The organism is Bradyrhizobium sp. USDA 4353 (assembly GCF_054063215.1).
This window is the reverse complement of record NZ_JBSSGB010000001.1, coordinates 1,567,424-1,585,064: the sequence shown is the minus strand read 5'-3', so window position 1 is coordinate 1,585,064 and position 17,641 is coordinate 1,567,424. Positions and strand designations below refer to the sequence as shown.

Sequence of the window (17,641 nt, the reverse complement as noted above, 5' to 3'; positions counted from 1 at the left end):
CCTCAGCTGCCAGGTCTCACAGCCTCGTCGCCCGCAGCCGCAGCGCGTTGCCGACCACGCTCACCGACGACAGCGACATCGCGGCCGCGGCGATGATCGGCGACAGCAGGATGCCGAACACGGGATAAAGAATGCCCGCCGCGATCGGGATGCCGGCGGCGTTGTAGATGAACGCGAAGAACAGGTTCTGGCGGATGTTGCTCATCACCGCCGCCGACAGTTTTCGCGCCCGCGCGATGCCGCCGAGATCGCCCTGCAACAGAGTGACGCCGGCGCTCTCCATCGCCACATCGGTACCGGTGCCCATGGCGATGCCGACATCGGCCGCGGCCAGCGCCGGCGCGTCGTTGACGCCGTCGCCGGCCATCGCCACCACCTTGCCGCTGGCGCGCAGCCGCGCGACGACCGCGCTCTTCTGCTCCGGCAGCACCTCGGCCTCGACTTCGGTGATGCCGATTTTCCGCGCGACGGCCGTGGCCGTGGTGCGATTGTCGCCGGTCAGCATGATCACCTTGATGCCATCAGCCGCCAGCGCCTTCAGTGCATCCGGCGTCGACGCCTTCACGGGATCGGCGATCGCGAACAGCGCCGCCGGCTTGCCGTCGACGGCCATCGTGATCACGGTCGCGCCGTCCTCGCGCAGCCGCTTGCTCTCGACACCGAGCGTGTCGGTGATGATGCCGAGCGAGGCCAGATAGGTCGGGTTGCCGAGCACGACCGCCTTGCCGTCGACCTCGCCGCGCGCGCCCTTGCCGGTCGGCGCGTCGAAGTTTCTCACGTCAGCCAGCTTGAGCTTGCGCTCGCCGGCGTGACGGACGATGGCTTCGGCGAGCGGATGTTCGCTGGCGCGTTCGACGCTGGCGGCGAGCCTGAGCGCTTCGGCCTCGTCGACGCCTTGCGCCGTGACGATGCCGGTCACCTTCGGCTTGCCCTCGGTCAATGTGCCGGTCTTGTCGACGACCAGCGTGTCGGCCTTCTCCAGCCGCTCGAGCGCCTCGGCGCTCTTGATCAGCACGCCGGCCTGCGCGCCGCGGCCGACGCCGACCATGATCGACATCGGAGTGGCCAAGCCCAGCGCGCAAGGACATGCGATGATCAGCACGCTCACGGCGGCGACGAGGCCGAAGGCAAAACGCGGCTCCGGGCCGAAGGCGTACCACGCGACGAAGGCGGTGATCGCGGCGGCAATCACCGTCGGCACGAACCAGCCCGCGACCTGGTCGGCCAGCCGCTGGATCGGCGCGCGCGAACGCTGCGCATCGGCGACCATCTGCACGATCTGCGACAGCAGGGTCTCGCGGCCGACCTTGTCGGCGCGCATCACGAAGCTGCCGGTCTGGTTCAAGGTGCCGGCGATGACGCGCTCGCCTTCGTCCTTGGTCACCGGCATCGATTCGCCCGTCACCAGTGACTCATCGAGCGATGAGCGGCCTTCGAGAATGATGCCGTCGACCGGCACCTTCTCGCCGGGCCGAACGCGCAGGCGATCGCCAACTGCGAGCTCGGCGATCTCCACCTCTTGATCGTTGCCGTCGGCATCGAGCCGTCGCGCGGTCTTCGGCGCGAGCTGCAGCAGCGCCTTGATCGCGCCCGACGTGGCCTCGCGCGCGCGGAGTTCCAGCACCTGGCCGAGCAGGACGAGAACGATGATGACCGATGCTGCCTCGAAATACACCGCGACAGTGCCGCCATGGCCGCGGAATGCGGGCGGGAATGCCTGCGGCATCAAGGTCGCGATCACGCTGTAGACATAGGCGACACCCGTTCCCATCGCGATCAGGGTGAACATGTTGAGATTGCGGGTCCGCACCGACTGCCAGCCGCGCACGAAGAACGGCCAGCCGGCCCACAGCACCACCGGCGTCGCCAGCGCGAACTGGATCCAGTTCGACAGCATCGGCTCGATCAGGCCATGGCCGCCGACGAGATGCCCGCCCATCTCCAGCACCACCACGGGCGCCGCGAGCACCGCGCCGATCCAGAAGCGCTTGGTCATGTCAGCGAGCTCAGGATTGGGCGCATCGTCGAGGCTGATGACATCAGGCTCCAGCGCCATGCCGCAGATCGGGCAGGTGCCCGGCCCCTCCTGGCGGATCTCCGGATGCATCGGGCAGGTGTAGATCGTGCCGGCCGGCATCTCCGGCGGCGGCTCGCGCTTGTCGAGATACTTCGCCGGATCAGCAGCGAACTTGGCGCGGCAGCCGGCGGAGCAGAAATGGAAGGTATGGCCCTGGTGATCGAAACGATGCTTCGACGTCGCGGGATCGACGCTCATGCCGCAGACGGGATCGGTGACCTTGTCCGCGTCGGCGTGATGATCATGGCCGCCACAGCACGAGCCCGCAGGCGCAACGGGCGCGAGATACTTCACGGGATCGGCCGCGAATTTGGTCCGGCAGCCCGCGCAGCAGAAATGGAAGGTCTCACCGTCATGCTCGAAGCGGTGCTTCGACGTCGCCGGATCGACCGACATGCCGCAGACGGGATCCTTCACCTTCGCTGCAACCGCGTGGTCATGCCCCTCACCAACTGTGCTTGCCGGTGCTTCGGCATGATCGCTGCAACATGCATCCGAAGACGCCTGCTTGTGTCCGGTTTCCGCCGATCCACATCCGCATCCGCCGGCCGTGCCCGCTGCGGCACCATGCCCGTGTTCGGTTTCCGACATGCCAGCCTCGCCTCTTGAAACCTATACCCTGTAGGGGTATATAGAGCCCATGCGCGACGACATCAAGACTTCCTGCCAGAAACGTTTGAGCCGGATCGAAGGGCAGGTCAGGGGCCTGTCGAAGATGGTCGAGGACAACCGCTACTGCATCGACATCGTGACGCAGATCTCTGCGGTCCGGGCGGCGCTGCGGCGCGTCGAGGAGGAGATCCTGCGCGATCACGTCTCCCACTGCGTCGAGCACGCGATCGCGTCCGGCGACAAAGCCGACCAGCGGCAGAAGATCGCGGAGCTGATGGATGTGATCAGCCGGTCGGATCGGTAATCTTGGTAATTAAAGCGCGAGCCCTGAGCCACGAACGCCGTGTACCTCGCCCCGCTTGCGGGGAGAGGTCGGATGGCATCGTGAGATGCCATCCGGGTGAGGGGGCTCTCCGCGAGTCCGGTGCTTGTGGCTGCCCCCCCCAACCCTCTCCCCGTAAGAACGGGGAGAGCACACTGCCTAATGAGCGCGTGCTCGAATCCGACTTAGATGCAACTAGCTAGAGCTCAAATCGCAACCTTACGGCGGCTCCGTGCGGCCGGGCGCGGCGCCAGCTTCCGCACCGGCTCAGCAACGAGGAAATGCTCGTTGACCACAAGCCGTTCGATGACCTTCTCGATCATCACTTCCTCAGCCGCAACCGGCTGCGCCGTTTCTTCGTCAGCCGCCTCAGGAACGAGCGGCGGCGCAATGACAGATCCTGGAAACACGGCGAACTCGCCCGCTACCTCCGCGAGCGGCTTCTGCTTGTCGGCCCAGTGAAGCGTCGTGTAGTCGAAGCCGTTGACGATGGTCGGCTTGACGATCTCGAAATAGGGCGAGATGTCGAAGTCGCGCGGCATGTACAGCGAGGAATCCCGGATGTGCAGGATCTCGCGCTTGGCGCGTCGCGACGGCGCTCGCGTGATCTTCGGCAGGATCGGATAGCGCACCGCGTCGAACGCCTGCGCGATCAGCGCCGAGCAGATCATCTTGGTCGGATCGCCCGAGCCAAGCGCGATCATGCGCCGACGCCAGCGCTGCGGGATCGGCAGCGGCACGAGGAAGCGCATCAGGTCGATGATGTTCTTGGTGTCGTAGCCGAAGCCGATGCGGTTGATGGCGTAGCGGCAGACCGTATGCCGGTCCTCGAAGGTCAGCCCGACCGGGCGGCAGACGCGGGTGTGATAGGCGAAGTATTTCGACAGCGGCGCCGAGATCACGCCGTCGCCGACATAGGCCTCGACCAGCACATGCGGCTCGCCATCGGGCTCGACGGCGCCGTCGATCGGACCGACATAGAGCGCGGCATGCGACCAGGTCGATTGCGTGAGATATTTGATGATGCCGGAGATGCGGCTGTTGCCTTCGACCAGCAGCACGTCGCCGGGCTGGATATCCTTGCGCAGATAGTCCGGGTCGCTAGGCGTGAACGGCTCATAGCCCGGTATCTCCTTCTGGAGATAGGCGGCAATCAGCTTGCCGATCTGGTCGAGCACGATACCCATGACGGTCCCCGGGCGACCTTGACTGGCCGCTTGTCCCTTCTTCGATGATGGTCGATTGCGGTTGCAATTTGGTTCATCACCGAAGCGCCACATGCGGCATCGCGTTTACCAAACTGATTGCCGCGCTGCAGAAGATGCGGCAAATTCCGGGGAATCGCACCTCACAAAAGTTTTTGGAAACCATGTCATGAGCTTCACGCGCCGCGGCTTCCTCTCCGCTTCCGCGGCGCTGGCCGCTACGCCCCTTCTCATCCGCGCCGCGCAGGCCGCGCTTCCTCGCGAGGCTGACATTGTCGTGATCGGCGCCGGCGCGGCGGGCATCGCCGCCGCGCGCCGGATCGTGGCGGCAAATCGCAAGGTCGTTCTGATCGAGGCCTCCGCGCAGATCGGTGGCCGCTGCAGCACCGATCTCACGACCTTTGGCGTGCCGTTCGATCGCGGCGCGCGCTGGCTGTTCAGCACCGACAGCAATCCGATCGGCAAGCTCGCTCGCGGCGTCGGTCTCGACCTCGCGGCCGCACCTGTCGGCCAGAAGATCCGCGTCGGTCGTCGCAATGCGCGGCCCGGCGAGACCGAGCAGTTCCTTGCGGGCCTGGTGCGCGCCAACCGCGCCCTCGACGAGGCCGCGCGCGGCAAGCTCGACATGTCCTGCGCGGCGGCGTTGCCGAAGGATCTCGGCGACTGGACCAACACCACGGCCTTCGTGCTCGGCCCCAGTGCGACCGGCAAGGATCTCACCGATCTCTCCGTAATGGACAAGGCGCGCGCGCAGGATCGTAACGCGCCGCTCGCCTGCCGCCAGGGGCTCGGCACGCTGGTGAGCAAGCTCGGCGAGGGGCTTCCTGTGTCGCTGTCGACGCCGGCAAGCCGCATCGTGTGGAGCAACCGCGATGTCGCGGTGGAGACGCCTGCGGGGCGCATCGCGACGCGCGCCGTCATTCTCACCGTTTCGACCAACGTGCTCACCTCGGGCGCGATCAAGTTCGCACCGGAGCTGCCGAAGCGTCAGCTCGACGCAGCGGCGAAGCTCAGTCTCGGCAGCACCGATCACATCGCCCTGATGCTGACAGGCAATCCGCTCGGCCTCTCGCGCGATGAGGTCATCGTCGAGCAGAGCAACTCGAATCGCACCGGTCTGCTGCTGGCCAATGTCGGCGGCTCGTCCTTGTGCACCATCGACGTCGCCGGCAGCTTTGGTCGCGATCTGTCAGCGCAGGGCGAGGCCGCGATGACGGCGTTCGGCAAGGAGTGGATCGGCAAGCTGTTCGGCAGCGAAGCCGCGGCCGCCGTGAAGTCGTCAGCGGCCACGCGCTGGAATCAGGTGCCCGGCGTGCTCGGCGCGATGTCAGCCGCTGCGCCCGGCAATCAGGGTGCGCGAAAGATCCTTGGCGAGCCGCTGGGGCCGCTGTTCGTGGCCGGTGAAGCGACGCACGAAACGCTGTGGGGCACGGTCGACGGTGCCTGGGAGTCCGGCGAGCGCGCCGCAGAGGCCGCCCTGCGCCGGATCGGTGCATTGAAGGATCCCGAGCCGGAGTCGACCGAGCGGCAACGCAGTCGTCGTCGCAAGGGGCGGCCGGCGCCGGAGGATTGATTGCGGATCGCCGCGCTAAGTCCGTAGGGTGGGGAAAGGCGAGCCGGCGCTCTGACCACATCCCGATCGCCGTGGCACCGCGCCCACCATCGAGCTGATGAGTTTGAGAATAGATGGTGGGCCTGCTGCCGCCTGCGCCGGCTGCTTGCTCCTCAACTACGAACGACTTCAGCTGAACCGCGATGCAGGTGCGCATGGATGCGCCCTCTCCCCTTTTGGGAGAGGGCATGCACGCCGGAGCAACAAACTCGCTAGGGTGAGGGGTATCTATCCACGAGCACCATTGCGGAGAGAGACCCCTCACCCCACCGCGTTTACGGATCTGTCCTATGAGCAACCGGGGACATAGGTGACAGATCTGACCGACGACATAGTTGACACAATTCTCGTTTTGTTCAGATCTTCAATTGTTGTGGTTTTTGCTGCGTTTGCCGCTGTGGACCCTGTGGGCAACGCGTAGCGTTGTCCACAAGTCCACGGCGCTTTCGCTTCGGCGGCCTGAGCAGGTGCTTCTTTGGATCGATGGTACCGAGCAGGACGGGTCCATAGCTCACAGTCCAGCCCGTCTCGGTTTCCAAGAGGCCGACCGGCTCACCCGCGAGCGCCTGGTTGATGTAGATCGTTTCGCCGCCCCACCTGATCTCGCCATTGTGGCGAACACGCCGGACATCCCTGTCCGCTTCGTATTCGGGTGAGCGCAGCACGCCATGATAGGCGCGCGGCGAGGGACGATAGCGCTCGGCTGGCGTTGCGTTGTCGAGAGCCTCGTGCGGCCGTTCTTCGTTGAAGATGCGCTGGAAGCTCTGAAAGCGCTTGATCTGCTCGCGCAACGTTCGGGCCGGCGGCTTCGCGGTGTCCTGCAACAACGTCAGGTGCATACGTTCGTGGCGGCCGTTCTGCTGCGGCTTGCCGGGCGTGATGCGCTCCGGTGTGACGCCGGCCTTGATCAGCTTCACCGATAGCCGCGACAACCCGCCCGCACCCTGTGATGCGAAGGGTGTGCGCCATTGTCCGATCGCATCCGCAGCGGCAGGCCAAATTCGCGGAATGCCGCATCCAGCACGGGCCAGACATGCTCACCGTCGGTACGCTGCAACGGCAGGCACCGCAGCAGACAGCGGCTCTCTGCGTCCGTCAGCGTGAGCGGTTCGCAACGGGTGCCATCCGCAGTCAGAAACCAGCCCTTAAAGTCGATGCACCAGACATCGTTGGCTTGCTCGCAATCGGCAAATGGAAAGCTCGAAGGAGGGCTGCGGCGACGAATCTTCCGCTTCACCGTGAGACCCTCGCGGTCAAACAGCGCTCCGATCGTGCTGGCCGCGGGCCATGTCGTGCTGGGCCGCTTCCGCTTGAGAAAGGCGCGTACCTTCGCTGGTCCCCAGGTCGGATGAGCCCGTCGGACTTCGAGGCAGAGCTCGGCGATCTTCCCCGAGATTGCTTGGGGGTGATGCAAAGGCGCTCGGGACCTGTCGAACAGACCCTCCAAACCCTCCTCCTGGTAGCGGTGCCACCACTTGTAGCCCTGCTGCCGGCTGATCCCGAACTCCCGACAGAGTGCCGCAAACGACTTCTCTCCCGCTTCAACTGCCAACACAAAACGCATCCGTTCGTCCACAGCGCAGGTTTCCTTCCAGCCCATCGGCAAGTCCTCCTGCCGATCACCTCAACCTGTCACCCATGTCGTCGGTTTGTTCTGTCACCTATGTAGCCGGTTTGGACCCCTACATGCCCTCTCCCACAAGGGGAGAGGGCGCATTCATGCGCACCGTGTCGTGGAAGCGATGAGCTATGCGGTTCATGGTCACTATGTGGACTACACCGGCAGCTTCAGCTCCATCAGGTCCTTCGCGACGACGATGCGGCCCGTGTAGGTCTTCTTCACGTCGCGGGTCCAATCCTCGTCGGTCACCTCGGGATCATCGCCAGGCACGAAGTGGCTGAGCACCAGCACTTTCACGCCCGCTGCAGCGGCGATGCGGCCGACGTCTTCCGTGGTGGTGTGGCTCTCCAGCAGATGCTTCTTCAAGGTGGAGCCGTTCTTCGTCTTGAGGACGAGGCGGTCGACAGCGGGCACGTACAAACATTCGTGCACGAGAACGTCAGCGCCCTTGGCGAACTCGGCCAGCTTCGGATTGTAGGCGGTGTCGCTGGAGAACACGATCGTGCCGTCCGGCGTCTCGAACTTGTAGGCGAAATTGTCCGTGATCGGCGGATGCGGCGTGCGGAACGCGGTCACCGTCACGTCGGCCGTCTTGACCACCACGCCGTCGGCGTCGATGTCTTTCGCGATCAGCAGCGGCCGCGGATCGGGGCGGCCTTCGTCGTCGATGCGGGTGTCGACATCGAATTTGTTCGTCTCCCAGAAGCTCCGCGTCATCGCCTCCAGGCCTTTCGGTCCAAACGACTGGATCGGCGTCGACAGTCCCGCGGCCCAGGCGTTGTAGAACAAATTGCCGTATTCCAGATTGTGATCGGAATGATGGTGGCTGATCAGGATGTATTTGACCGACGGGATCGGTACGCCGGCGCTGACGAGTTGCCGGCTGACGCCCATGCCGCAATCGATGACGAACGGCGTGCCGTTGACGACGACGAGATTGGCGGGGTTCGAGGCGCCGACACCGACGCGTGGGCCGCCCTTGGTGCCCAGGAAAACAATGCGTGTTCCGGACTTGGCGCCTTGCGCGAACACTGACGGTGCCGCGATGGCCCCAGCCGTACCCAACGCCAGCGACAGCATCGTGCGACGATTGATCATGGCGTGCTCCCGGTGGTCTCGTTGCGCGGAGGCTAGCTCCGACCGAGCACGCCGTCGAGGGCCGGAAGGCCGAAGATCACGGCGATCGCGATCAGCGCATAGCAGATGATGCGGAACACGCGCTCGCTGGCGCGGCCGAACAAGGCGGCGCCGAACGCGACGCCAACCGCATAGACGGGCCCGATGAGCAAGGCGAGCTTGAGCGAGTCCCAGGTGATCAGGCTGCTCGCGGCATAGCTGATCATCGCGAAGCAGTCGGAGGCCCCGAAGAACAGCACGATGTTGGCGCGCGCGATCTTTGGCTCGATCGGGCGGCCGAGCCAATAGCCGACGATCGGCGGCCCGCCGGTCTGGGCCACGCCGCTGCAGAAACCGGAGACGGCGCCGACGGCGACCGACAGCGCCGTGTGGTCCTTGCCGCGATAGCGCCAGCCGGAGATCAGCAGTGCGAGCAACGCGATCACGAAGCCGGTGATGATCCAGCGCACGGTCACCGGATCGAGCCGGGTGAGAAAGGTGGTGCCAATGGGCACGCCGACCAGCGCGCCGGCGACGATCACGGCCGTCGCCTTGCGGTCGGCGTTGCGCCAGGCGTTGGGCACCGTTGGCGCCATCGCCACGAAGTCGATCACCAGCAGCAGCGGCGCGACGAGGCGCGGTGTCGCGAAGCTGCTGGCGAGCGGCATGAAGATCAGCGCCGCACCGAAGCCGGAGAAGCCGCGCGCGGTCGCTGCGATGAAGGCAACGACCGCCACAGCGATCGTCGCGAACAGGCTGAGTTCGGCAGGGATGAGCCCGGAGAGGCTCATCCGCGCAACGTGCCGCCGGTCTTCTTGGCCACGTCAGCGGTGATCTTCGCCGCGACGGCGTCGATCTCCTCGTCGGTCATCGTTTTGTCGCGCGGCTGCAAGGTCACGGCGATCGCGACCGACTTCTTGCCGTCCTCGATGCCCTTGCCCTCGTAGATGTCGAACACCGTGACGTCGCTGATCAGCTTCTTGTCGACGCCCTGCGCCGCCTTCACGATATCGCCGGCCTTGACCTTGCGATCGACGATGAAGGCGAAGTCGCGCGACACCGGCTGGAACGCCGAGAGCTCCAGCGCCGGCTTGGCGCGCGTCGGCTTCGCCTTGGCGGCGGGGATACGATCGAGGATGACCTCGAACGCGACCAGCGGGCCATCGGCCTTCAGCGCCTCGAGCGTGCGCGGATGCAGCTCGCCGAAATGCCCGAGCACGTTCTGCGGTCCCATCTGGATCGTGCCGGAGCGACCCGGATGCATCCATGCCGGACCGCCGCTGACGATCTGGAGCGACGCCATCGGCGCCCCGGCCGCGGCAAGCACGGCGAGCGCATCAGCCTTGGCGTCATAGGCATTCGCCGGCTGCGATCCGGTCCAATGCCGGCCGAAACCCTTGGATGAAGCGATGCCGCGCCGGATGCCGCTGGCGGCGATGAACTGATCCTCCGGACGATCGCCCTTGAAGATCTGCCCGACCTCGAAGATCGCGGCATCACCGAAGCCGCGATCGGCGTTGGCTTGCACGGTCGCGATCAGGCCCGGCAGCAGGCTCGGCCGCATGTCGGAGAGGTCGGACGCGATCGGATTGGCAAGCGCAAGCTCAGGCTTGCCGCCGCCGAACAGCTCTGCGGCGGGCTTCGAGATGAACGACCACGTCACCGCCTCGACCATGCCGCGCGCCGCCAGAGCGCGCTTGGCGCGGCGGGTGCGCAGCTGCAGCGGCGTCAGCACCGGCTTGCGCGGCGCGTCGCCGCGCTCGAACGGCGTCATCGGCACCTTGTCGACGCCGAAGATGCGGACGATCTCCTCGACCACATCAGCCTTGCCATGGACGTCGCTGCGCCACGAGGGCACCGCGACCTTCACCACCGGGCCATTGCCGGCCAAGGTGAAGCCGAGATGAGTCAGGATGCGCCGCATCTCCGGGAAGGGGACCTCGATGCCGGCGAGGCGCTTTACCTCGGTGACCGGGAAGTCGATGATGCGGTCATCGCCATAGGCGTTGCCGACCACGATGGTCTCCGACGGCGTGCCGCCGCACAGCTCGAGCACCAGCTTGGTCGCCAGCTCCAGGCCCGGCACCATTAAGGCCGGATCGACGCCGCGCTCGAAGCGGTAGCGCGCGTCGGAGTTGATGCCGAGCTTGCGGCCGGTCTGGGCGATGTTGATCTCGTTCCACAGCGCCGATTCGATCAGCACGTCGGTGGTATCAGCGTCGCAGCCAGAGGCCTCGCCGCCCATGATGCCGGCGAGCGATTCCACGTCGGCATCATCTGCGATGACGCACATCGACGGATCGAGCGTGTAGGTGCGGCCGTCGAGCGCCAGCAGGGTCTCGCCGTCGCGGGCGCGGCGGACGACCAGGCTGCCCTTGACCTTCTTGGCGTCGAACACGTGCAACGGACGCGCGCGGTCGAACGTCATGTAGTTGGTGATGTCGACCAGCGCGTTGATCGGGCGCAGTCCGATCGAGGTCAGCCGCTGCTGCAACCATTTCGGCGAGGGGCCGTTCTTGACGCCGCGCACCAGCCGCAGCGCGAAGCCCGGACACAGCTTCTCGTCTTCGACGGTGACCTTCACGGGGCAGGGGAATTCGCCCTTGATCGGCTTGATGCCGGGGTCTTTCAGCTTGCCCATATCGGCCGCGGCGAGGTCGCGCGCGATGCCGTGCACGCCGGTGCAGTCCTGGCGATTCGGCGTCAGATTGATCTCGAACAAGGGATCGCCGAGCCCGGCCCATTCCGCATAGGGCTTGCCGATCGGCGCATCCGCCGGCAGCTCCATGATGCCGTCGTGGTTCTCGGACAATTCGAGCTCGGCCTCGGAGCACAGCATGCCACGACTCTCGACACCACGGATGGTGCCGACCGACAGCGTGATATTCTTGCCCGGAATGTAGGTGCCGGGCGGCGAGAACACCGACACCAGCCCCGCGCGCGCATTCGGCGCGCCGCACACGACCTGTACCGGTGCGCCACCGTCGCCGGTGTCGACCATGCAGACGCGCAGCCGGTCCGCGTTGGGATGCTGCTCGGCGGAGACGACGCGCGCGATCTTATACGGCGCAAGCAGCTTCGCCTTGTCCTCGAGATGCTCGACCTCGAGGCCGATCATCGTGAGCTTGTCGGCGAGCTTCTCAACGGGCTCGTCGGTGTCGAGATGGTCCTTCAGCCAGGACAGCGTGAATTTCATGGCTGCATGCCTCGGATCTTGATGTTGTTCGTATCGTGTGAATTGTCTTGGGTGCTTGCACCGCTCTCTCTGTTCCCTCCCCCCTTGTGGGGGAGGGGCAGGGAGGGGGGTAAGCCGCGGGCGCGACCGGCGATAACCTGGCGGATGGCCTCAACGACGCCTTCCAAATTCGAGGTCACCTGCTCATTGGTGAAGCGCAGGATCTGAAAACCTTCGCTTGCAAAGAATGAATCGCGGGCGGTGTCCTTCGCCTGACGTTCGGAAAAATCATGCGACTCGCCGTCGAGCTCGATCACGAGCTTTGCCGAGAAGCAGACGAAATCTGCGATGTAGTTACAAAATGGCACCTGCCGACGAAAGCCAACGCCATCGATTCGGTTCGCCTTGATGTGGCGCCACAGCAGCGTCTCGGCGCGCGTCATCGCTTGGCGAAGTTGCTTCGCTCTGTTGCGCTGGCGTTCGGTAACGACTGCGTGCGGCATCCTGGGCTACCCCCCTCCCTGACCCTCCCCCACAAGGGGGGAGGGAACGGAGAGACCGGCGTTTGCCGAACCAAGCATGCGGAGTACCCAACCCTCCCCCGCACGCAGGAAAGGGAGTCCGACTGCCCCATAGGCAAGATTGAGCGGCCCAACGCTCACGTGCTCAACCCTCCCGCCAGAGTCGGCACCTCCAGCGGCTTGAAGCCGTAATGCGACAGCCAGCGGACGTCGCCTTCGAACAGCTGGCGCAGATCGCTCATGCCGTATTTCAGCATTGCGATGCGGTCGATGCCCATGCCCCAGGCAAAGCCCTGGTACTCGTCGGGATCGATGCCGCAGGCGCGCAGGACGTTCGGATGCACCATGCCGCAGCCGAGAATCTCCAGCCAGTCCTCGCCCTCGCCGAAGCGGATCTCGCCCTTGTCGCGGCGGCACTGGATGTCGACCTCGAGCGACGGCTCGGTGAACGGGAAGAACGACGGCCGGAATTTCATGTTGATGTGGTCGACCTCGAAGAACGCCTTGCAGAACTCGTGCAGGATCCATTTGAGGTGGCCGAGATGCGAGCCCTTGTCGATCACGAGGCCTTCGACCTGATGGAATTGCGGCGTGTGGGTCGCGTCCGAATCGATGCGGTAGGTGCGGCCCGGGCAGATCACGCGGATCGGCGGCTTCTGGGTCAGCATTGTCCGCACCTGCACCGGCGAGGTGTGCGTCCGCAGCAGCATGCGCGAGCCGTCCTCCTTCGGATTGAAGAAGAAGGTGTCGTGCATCTCGCGTGCGGGGTGGCCTTCCGGGAAGTTCAGCTTGGTGAAGTTGTAGTCGTCGGTCTCGACATCGGGACCTTCGGCGATCGAGAAGCCCATGTCGGCGAAGATCGTGGTCAGCTCGTCCATCACCTGGCTGAGCGGATGGATGCGCCCCGTATCGGCCGGCGTATCCTGCAAGGGCAAGGTGACGTCGATGGTCTCGGCGGCGAGGCGGGCGTCGAGCGCGGCGGCCTTCAGCACGTCGCGCCGCGCGGAGAGCGCCTGCGTGACCTTGTCCTTGGCGAGGTTGATGGCGGCGCCTTGGGTCTTGCGCTCGTCCGGCGACATCTTGCCGAGCGTGGCGAGCAGCGCCGAGATCGAGCCCTTCTTGCCGAGGGATGCGACGCGCACCGCTTCCAGCGCGGCTTCGTCGCCGGCGGCGGCGATCTGGTCGAGGATCGAGATTTCGAGCGAGGCGAGGTCGGACACGGGCAAGATCTCCGCGGGGCAAAGGCGGCTGGGTTGTCGCCGCGACGGCGACAGGGGTCAAGCGAAACGAGTGAGGGCGCTAGACAGCAAAAAGCGGCCGAGAGCGTCGGCCGCTTTTGAAGTCCTCACGATGCGGAAGGCGATCAGGGGGCGAGCGCCGCCTTGGCCTTCACAACGATCGCCTCGAACGCGGCGGGCTCGTTGATCGCGAGATCCGACAGCACCTTGCGGTCGACGGTGATGCCGGACTTGGACAGGCCGTCGATAAATCGGCTGTAGGTGAGCTCGAACGGACGCACCGCGGCGTTCAGGCGCTGGATCCACAGCGCGCGGAAGGTGCGCTTCTTGCGCTTGCGATCGCGGAACGCATACTGGCCGGCCTTCTCGACGGCGGCCTTGGCGGCGCGGATGGTGTTCTTGCGGCGGCCGTAGAAACCCTTGGCGGCCTTGTAGACCTTCTTGTGCTTGGCGTGGGCGGTCACACCGCGTTTGACGCGAGACATGACGGAAATCCTTGTTCAGAGGTGATGACGAGCCGCGTCACGCGCGGCCGGGTTCGGAAGCGAGAGGCCGGTCAGGCGTTCGGCAAGAAGTACTTCTTGACGTTGTCGCCGTCGGTCTTGAACAGCACGCGGGTGCCGCGCAGCTGCCGGATCTGCTTCTTGGTCCGCTTGATCATGCCGTGGCGCTTACCGCGCTGAGCGTGCATCACCTTGCCGGTCCCGGTCACCTTGAAGCGCTTTTTGGCGCCGGATTTGGTCTTCAGCTTGGGCATTTGGCTCTCCTTAGATTGCCAACGGCAAGCCGCCCGCAAAAGCGGCGCCATCTGGCGAAAATGCTCGTTAGAGCGTTGGTTGTGCTCAGGTTTCGGATCCAAACGAGGATCCACCCGCACAGGGACATCGCCACGGCAGCCCTTGATCAGCCGGGCGACGAAGGTCGCGCTTATGCCAGAGACGATCGAACTTGGCAACGTCGAACCATGGAATCGGCTATTCCGACCCATGATCAGCTTTCGTTAACCAAGCCGGGGTCCGTCCATGGTCCGCATCATCCGTCCCGCTGCCGTCGCCGCTGTCCTGGCCGCGGCAGCCATCTCGTCTTCCGCACCAGTCCACGCCGCCGGGTTCGACGGTCCCTGGACCGTCCTGATCATTACTGAAGCCGGCAATTGCGACCAGGGCTACAGCTTCCCGGTGCAGATCAGCGGCGGCCGCGTGACTTCGGCCGGCTCCGCCAACATCACCGGCACCGTCGGCCGCGGCGGCGCCGTTACGGTGCGGGTCTCGCAGGGCGGCTCGTCGGCCAGCGGTAACGGGCGGCTGGGCGCGACCTCCGGCTCCGGTCGCTGGAGCGGCAAAGGCTCGACCGGCACCTGCAGCGGGCGGTGGCAGGCGACGCGCAGCTAGAGCAGCGACGGACGACCAGCTGGCGGCACGGCAGCCCGATTTGAACGGGCGGCTTATTCAGCGCGGCTGGACAGCAGGTTCAGAAGGCCGCCGATGAGGCGCCCGGCCGGCAAGGATGGCGAGCCAGCGCTCGTCAGGCGGGCGAGGCGTTCCTTGGCGAGCTGATCGCCCTGATCCGCGGCCTTGCGATACCACTCGATGGCCTGCTCGTTATTCCGGGGCACGCCGAGCCCGGCCTCATAGGCCCAGCCGAGATTGTATTTGGCGGTGGCGTCGTCATTGGCCGCGGCTTTTCGGAACCACTCGACGGCCTTGCCATAGTCCACCGGCAGCCCGTCGCCACCCTTGGTGTAGAGCAACCCGATGCTCATCTGCGCCCACCCCGAGCCCTGCTCCGCCGCGAGCGCGAACCATGTCTCGGCCTGCTTCAGGTCGCGGCCGACGCCGCGACCATCGCGGTAGAAGGTCGCGAGATGCAGCTGAGCCTGGCGGTCGCCGAGCCGCGCGGCCCGCGCGTACCACTCGGCCGCGATCGTATCGTCACGCGCGACACCCAATCCATTGGCGTAGAGGCCGGCGAGCTTCGCCTGGCTGTAGGTGTCACCCTGTTCGGCCGACATGCGATACCAGCGCGCCGCCTCGGAATAGTCGCGGGCGACGCCGTAGGCGTATTCGTGCATGAAGCCGATATAGGCGCGCGCCTTGGGATGTCCGGCCTTCGCGAGCGGCCAGAACCGGGACAGCGCCAGCTGGTAGTCCTTGCGATTGTAGGCCTCGAGCGCCGCGTCCAATTCGGGGCTGGTCTCGAGCACATAGCCGACCGGCTTCGTTGAGAGGCTGATCGCGGCGCGCCGGAACTGATCGAATTTGATCCAGGCCTTCTCGATGCTGCCGGCGAAATCCGCCGGGCAGACCGGCCCGTCGAACCGGACGAGCAGGCGGGACGTCGCGCGGACCGTCCCCTTGTCGTCGGTGATCTCGCCGCCGACCTCGATCCGGCCGTGGACCGGGCCATAGACAGTCTCGCCGGACAAGTCGGCGGCATGGGAGACCGCTGCTTGCTTGGACGCGAGACTGACGCCGTCGGCCAAGTGCAGCGTCACCGTGTGCACATATTGCACCGACTGGCATCTGAACGTCTCCCGCCGCACACCTGCCGTCGCCAGCTCCAACGGAGAGGGCCGCGGATCGCTGGTGACGAGCGCCGAGAGACGCAGCGGTGCGTCGAGCGGGATCGGCTTCAGGCGATAGGACGTGATGGCGGCGTAGGAGTCGGCAAGTTGGCGCACGTCTGGCGCGAGGGGATCGGGGCTGTCCTCGATCCGCTCGCCATTGAGCATCTCGATCGGGCCTCGCCGACGGTCCATCCGTTCGGAACGTCTCACCATGGCTCGGCTCAACGCCGCTCCCAGCCCGCGTCCACCCAGCACGGTTCGGCCGATGCGGGCGCCGTCAGGGGCCAGCGTGACCTCGCTGTCCGATGTGAGCGAGAAGCGTTCCGCTGGCGTGAGCGGAAGCGTCACCACCTCGCCTCTGTCGATGTCGAGCGCCGGCTTGCCGCCCAAGTCGGATGGCAGCGCACCGAATGCGACCAGCGATGCGGTCGGATCGAGGTACTGGTCCAATTCCGGCACATAGATGATCACATGGTCGAAATTCTGGGTCGCGACCTCCGTGATCCGATATCGCGCGCCACTGTTGATCGCGACGAGGTCGGCGGCGATGCCCTGCGCGGCGAGCAGCGCCTTCAGCAGGGTCGCATGCGCCTTGCAGTCGCCATAGCGCGCCGCGAGCACGGACTCTGCCGGCTGCGATGTCAGGCCGCCATCCTCGAGCCCAATGCCGACGTAACGGATCGTCTGGGTCACCCAGTTGTGGAGGCGCTCGACCTTGTCCGCGGTGGTGGCGGCGTCGCCGACGATCTCGGCCGCGAAGCGCCGCAAGACTTCCGTCGGCCGGGCCATGGGCGCATTGCGCTCCCTGAGCATGCCTGCCAACGCGGCATACCCGGCGAATGTGCTGGCCTCGAAGCGACGGGCGCTATCGAACGCGTCCAGCCCGATCGCTCGGGACCGTGGCGTCTGCTGCGTGAACCGGACGTGATGAATGATCCGGTCGCCCAACTGCTCCACGCGGTGCTCGACGTCCTGCGCCGATGTCTGCAGCGGCATCGACGCCGGGCCGTCGACAGTCAGCTCCAGGACTTCGGGCGGCTGATCCTGGGGTTGGACCCAGAACTGCGCGAACTGGCCCGGAAAATGGGCGAGCTTGTCGGTGTAGACAGCACGTCCGGTGACCTTGTCGCCGGCAGCGACATCGGAATAGGCGATGATCCGGGTCCGCTCCTCATCGAAATAGGGCGATGACGTCTCAGTCGCCGTGGGCTGGTCGCGGATCGCGCGCGGGTCGACCGGAATGACCCGGCCGTCGGCCTTGATGGTGGTGAGGTTGCTGACCGCAAGCTCGCCGAAGTGGCTGTTATAGTTGAAGCTCTGCTGGGCGATGGTTTCGGCGCCACGCGCATTGAGCGCGAGGATCTCGAAGTCGATCACCGTCCTGCTCAGACCATCCTGCCCGAATGTCACGGCATAGCGCGCCACGAGCCGGCGCCAGCCCGGATCGACCCAGCCGCCCGGCTCGGGGTCAGCTCGGGCCTCGGCCGCGGCGAAGAACAGCGCCAGCAATCCCCAGAGGATGCGCCCAGTCATGATCGATCGAGCCTCAGCGATGCGGAGGCCCATCCTAGTGGGG

Annotated in this window: 13 protein-coding genes and 1 pseudogene; 3 read left to right on the top strand and 11 right to left on the bottom strand. The window is 65.7% G+C overall.

Annotated elements, in window-relative coordinates; translation table 11 throughout:
• Positions 1-16: 16 nt before the first annotated feature.
• Positions 17-2,668 (bottom strand): heavy metal translocating P-type ATPase, encoded by a 2,652-nt coding sequence (locus ACVILH_RS07085; protein WP_456712252.1) that lies wholly within the window; start codon positions 2,666-2,668, stop codon positions 17-19.
• 49 nt (positions 2,669-2,717) lie between these two features.
• On the opposite strand from ACVILH_RS07085, the gene ACVILH_RS07080 reads away from it, so the two are divergent.
• Positions 2,718-2,993, top strand: a complete 276-nt coding sequence (locus ACVILH_RS07080) for a metal-sensitive transcriptional regulator (RefSeq protein ID WP_006613634.1) — start codon at positions 2,718-2,720, stop codon at positions 2,991-2,993.
• A gap of 224 nt (positions 2,994-3,217) precedes the next feature.
• Here the strand turns inward: ACVILH_RS07080 and ACVILH_RS07075 are convergent, their stop codons facing one another.
• Positions 3,218-4,198 carry a YiiX/YebB-like N1pC/P60 family cysteine hydrolase gene (locus tag ACVILH_RS07075; protein ID WP_456712251.1) on the bottom strand — a complete coding sequence of 327 codons (981 nt, stop codon included), beginning with the start codon at positions 4,196-4,198 and terminating at the stop codon, positions 3,218-3,220.
• A 187-nt stretch (positions 4,199-4,385) separates the two neighbouring features.
• Here ACVILH_RS07075 and ACVILH_RS07070 point away from each other — a divergent pair, with 187 nt between their 5' ends.
• Positions 4,386-5,789 (top strand): flavin monoamine oxidase family protein, encoded by a 1,404-nt coding sequence (locus ACVILH_RS07070; RefSeq protein ID WP_456712250.1) that lies wholly within the window; start codon positions 4,386-4,388, stop codon positions 5,787-5,789.
• Positions 5,790-6,268: 479 nt separating this feature from the next.
• Here ACVILH_RS07070 and ACVILH_RS07065 read toward each other — a convergent pair.
• From ACVILH_RS07065 to rpmI, 8 genes and pseudogenes are all read right to left on the bottom strand, one after another.
• Positions 6,269-7,428, bottom strand: a pseudogene (locus tag ACVILH_RS07065) (helix-turn-helix domain-containing protein); the annotation flags it as partial.
• A gap of 174 nt (positions 7,429-7,602) precedes the next feature.
• Entirely contained in the window at positions 7,603-8,547 is a 945-nt protein-coding gene (locus ACVILH_RS07060) for an MBL fold metallo-hydrolase (RefSeq protein WP_456712249.1), read from the bottom strand.
• Positions 8,548-8,579: 32 nt separating this feature from the next.
• Positions 8,580-9,356: a sulfite exporter TauE/SafE family protein gene (locus ACVILH_RS07055; protein ID WP_456712248.1), complete on the bottom strand. Its 777-nt coding sequence runs from the start codon at positions 9,354-9,356 to the stop codon at positions 8,580-8,582.
• The gene (pheT, locus tag ACVILH_RS07050) at positions 9,353-11,761 is read right to left on the bottom strand and encodes a phenylalanine--tRNA ligase subunit beta (protein WP_456712247.1); all 2,409 of its coding nucleotides are present in this window, start codon (positions 11,759-11,761) and stop codon (positions 9,353-9,355) included. Before pheT ends, ACVILH_RS07055 begins: the two co-directional genes overlap by 4 nt.
• Positions 11,758-12,243 carry an endonuclease domain-containing protein gene (locus tag ACVILH_RS07045; RefSeq protein ID WP_456712246.1) on the bottom strand — a complete coding sequence of 162 codons (486 nt, stop codon included), beginning with the start codon at positions 12,241-12,243 and terminating at the stop codon, positions 11,758-11,760. The genes pheT and ACVILH_RS07045 overlap by 4 nt, the downstream gene beginning before the upstream one ends.
• Positions 12,244-12,398: 155 nt before the next feature.
• Positions 12,399-13,481 (bottom strand): phenylalanine--tRNA ligase subunit alpha, encoded by a 1,083-nt coding sequence (pheS, locus tag ACVILH_RS07040; RefSeq protein WP_456712245.1) that lies wholly within the window; start codon positions 13,479-13,481, stop codon positions 12,399-12,401.
• A 143-nt stretch (positions 13,482-13,624) separates the two neighbouring features.
• Entirely contained in the window at positions 13,625-13,984 is a 360-nt protein-coding gene (gene rplT, locus ACVILH_RS07035) for a 50S ribosomal protein L20 (RefSeq protein ID WP_456712244.1), read from the bottom strand.
• A 71-nt stretch (positions 13,985-14,055) separates the two neighbouring features.
• Positions 14,056-14,256, bottom strand: coding sequence for a 50S ribosomal protein L35 (gene rpmI / locus ACVILH_RS07030; protein WP_006612327.1), 201 nt, complete (start codon positions 14,254-14,256; stop codon positions 14,056-14,058).
• Between the two features lie 265 nt (positions 14,257-14,521).
• On the opposite strand from rpmI, the gene ACVILH_RS07025 reads away from it, so the two are divergent.
• Positions 14,522-14,890 carry a hypothetical protein gene (locus ACVILH_RS07025; protein ID WP_456712243.1) on the top strand — a complete coding sequence of 123 codons (369 nt, stop codon included), beginning with the start codon at positions 14,522-14,524 and terminating at the stop codon, positions 14,888-14,890.
• 53 nt (positions 14,891-14,943) lie between these two features.
• On the opposite strand, the gene ACVILH_RS07020 is transcribed toward ACVILH_RS07025, so the two are convergent.
• Positions 14,944-17,598: a DUF3857 domain-containing protein gene (locus tag ACVILH_RS07020; protein ID WP_456712242.1), complete on the bottom strand. Its 2,655-nt coding sequence runs from the start codon at positions 17,596-17,598 to the stop codon at positions 14,944-14,946.
• Positions 17,599-17,641: the final 43 nt, after the last annotated feature.

Excerpts from the sequence above, each read along its gene's own strand:
- rpmI (WP_006612327.1), bottom strand. The coding sequence starts at position 14,256 with ATGCCCAAGCTGAAGACCAAATCCGGCGCCAAAAAGCGCTTCAAGGTG.
- ACVILH_RS07060 (WP_456712249.1), bottom strand. The coding sequence starts at position 8,547 with ATGATCAATCGTCGCACGATGCTGTCGCTGGCGTTGGGTACGGCTGGG.
- ACVILH_RS07045 (WP_456712246.1), bottom strand. The coding sequence starts at position 12,243 with ATGCCGCACGCAGTCGTTACCGAACGCCAGCGCAACAGAGCGAAGCAA.
- ACVILH_RS07075 (WP_456712251.1), bottom strand. The coding sequence starts at position 4,198 with ATGGGTATCGTGCTCGACCAGATCGGCAAGCTGATTGCCGCCTATCTC.
- ACVILH_RS07025 (WP_456712243.1), top strand. The coding sequence starts at position 14,522 with ATGGTCCGCATCATCCGTCCCGCTGCCGTCGCCGCTGTCCTGGCCGCG.
- ACVILH_RS07070 (WP_456712250.1), top strand. The coding sequence starts at position 4,386 with ATGAGCTTCACGCGCCGCGGCTTCCTCTCCGCTTCCGCGGCGCTGGCC.
- ACVILH_RS07080 (WP_006613634.1), top strand. The coding sequence starts at position 2,718 with ATGCGCGACGACATCAAGACTTCCTGCCAGAAACGTTTGAGCCGGATC.
- ACVILH_RS07085 (WP_456712252.1), bottom strand. The coding sequence starts at position 2,668 with ATGTCGGAAACCGAACACGGGCATGGTGCCGCAGCGGGCACGGCCGGC.
- ACVILH_RS07020 (WP_456712242.1), bottom strand. The coding sequence starts at position 17,598 with ATGACTGGGCGCATCCTCTGGGGATTGCTGGCGCTGTTCTTCGCCGCG.
- rplT (WP_456712244.1), bottom strand. The coding sequence starts at position 13,984 with ATGTCTCGCGTCAAACGCGGTGTGACCGCCCACGCCAAGCACAAGAAG.
- ACVILH_RS07055 (WP_456712248.1), bottom strand. The coding sequence starts at position 9,356 with ATGAGCCTCTCCGGGCTCATCCCTGCCGAACTCAGCCTGTTCGCGACG.
- pheT (WP_456712247.1), bottom strand. The coding sequence starts at position 11,761 with ATGAAATTCACGCTGTCCTGGCTGAAGGACCATCTCGACACCGACGAG.